The organism is Nocardia sp. NPDC050793 (assembly GCF_040654065.1).
Taxonomy (GTDB): Bacteria; Actinomycetota; Actinomycetes; order Mycobacteriales; family Mycobacteriaceae; genus Nocardia.
The window spans coordinates 1-1,166 of sequence record NZ_JBFAHG010000034.1 but is presented as its reverse complement, the minus strand read 5'-3'; the positions used below and the strand labels follow the sequence as shown (position 1 = coordinate 1,166).

The following is a 1,166-nucleotide window of genomic DNA, read 5'->3' as shown; positions in this document are numbered from 1 at the left end:
GTCGAACGACGCCACCTTCATCGACATCGGAGCGGTGATCGCGGCGGGAATCAATTTCTTCATCATCGCCGCCGTCGTGTACTTCGTCCTGATTCTTCCGGTCAACCTTGCCAAGGCACGCTTCGCGCCGGACAAGGAACCCGCGGACGAACCCCTGAGCGAGACCGATCTGCTGATCCAGATCCGCGACCTGCTCGAGACAGGGACGTACAGGCAGGGAAAGGACAATTCGCTCGAGCAGGACGATTCGCCGTCGCGGGACGACAACGCATCGCCGAGTGGTGCTACGAGGGTGAACGCCGGTTAGCTCTCCGTTGTGGCCGTGACGGCAGGGAAGCGCTGCTAGCCTGCGAAGATGCTCGATATCGTCATCGACCACGACTCGGCGGTCCCGCCCTTCGAGCAACTTCGCCGACAGATCGTCGAACTCGTGCGCCGCGGTGACCTCATCTCCGGCACGAAACTGCCCACGGTCCGCGGGTTCGCGGAGACCCTCGGCATCGCACCCAACACCGTCGCCAAGACGTACCGGGAACTCGAGCAGTCGGGCGTACTGGAGACGAAGGGCAGGGGAGGTACCTTCGTCGCGGCGAACGGCGATCCGACACGAATCGGCGCCCAGCGCGCGACGAGCGAGTACGTCGCCACGGTTCGTGCACTCGGTATCACCGACGAGGAAGTCCTGGCGCTGGTCGGGGCCGCTCTCCGCGCCGGCTGACGGTTCATCCGTGACGCGCAAAGGTAGAACGGATAAAAGGTGCAGGTCAGGCGATCTCGGATATTGCGGTGACCGAACAGTTCTTCGAAAGCACCTCGCAACCTGGCGGACCTTGCAAAGTTTGACCAATGAGCGTGCCTCCTGATCGGCTCGTGCCCGGAGCGTCTCCGGAATCGAGCCTCGTCTCTTCGCCGGATGCCGTCTCGCGTCCGCCCCGTACCGACCGCGTCGTCTTCGGCGTAGCCGCCGGACTGGTCCTCGCGATCGTGCTGTGGGGCCTGCTGGACACCGGGAGTTTCGACAGGATCACGGCGGACGTTCTGGACTGGATCGTCGTCGAGCTCGGCTGGCTGTACGTCCTGGCGGCAAGCGCATTCGTGTTCTTCGTCCTGTGGCTCGCACTGAGCAAGTACGGGCGGATCCCACTCGGGCAGGACGGAGAAAAGCC

Annotated in this window: 3 protein-coding genes; all 3 read left to right on the top strand. The window is 63.9% G+C overall.

What is annotated here, in order from left to right; all coding sequences use genetic code 11:
• Positions 1-307: MscL family protein (locus tag AB0H50_RS35550; RefSeq protein WP_357461678.1), on the top strand; the 307-nt coding region annotated here is incomplete at its 5' end.
• A 48-nt stretch (positions 308-355) separates the two neighbouring features.
• The gene (locus AB0H50_RS35545) at positions 356-718 is read left to right on the top strand and encodes a GntR family transcriptional regulator (RefSeq protein WP_072699734.1); all 363 of its coding nucleotides are present in this window, start codon (positions 356-358) and stop codon (positions 716-718) included.
• Positions 719-846: 128 nt separating this feature from the next.
• On the top strand, positions 847-1,166 hold a 320-nt coding region (locus AB0H50_RS35540; RefSeq protein ID WP_357461675.1), incomplete at its 3' end, for a BCCT family transporter.

Coding starts and splice junctions, on each gene's coding strand:
- AB0H50_RS35545 (WP_072699734.1), top strand. CDS start 356: ATGCTCGATATCGTCATCGACCACGACTCGGCGGTCCCGCCCTTCGAG.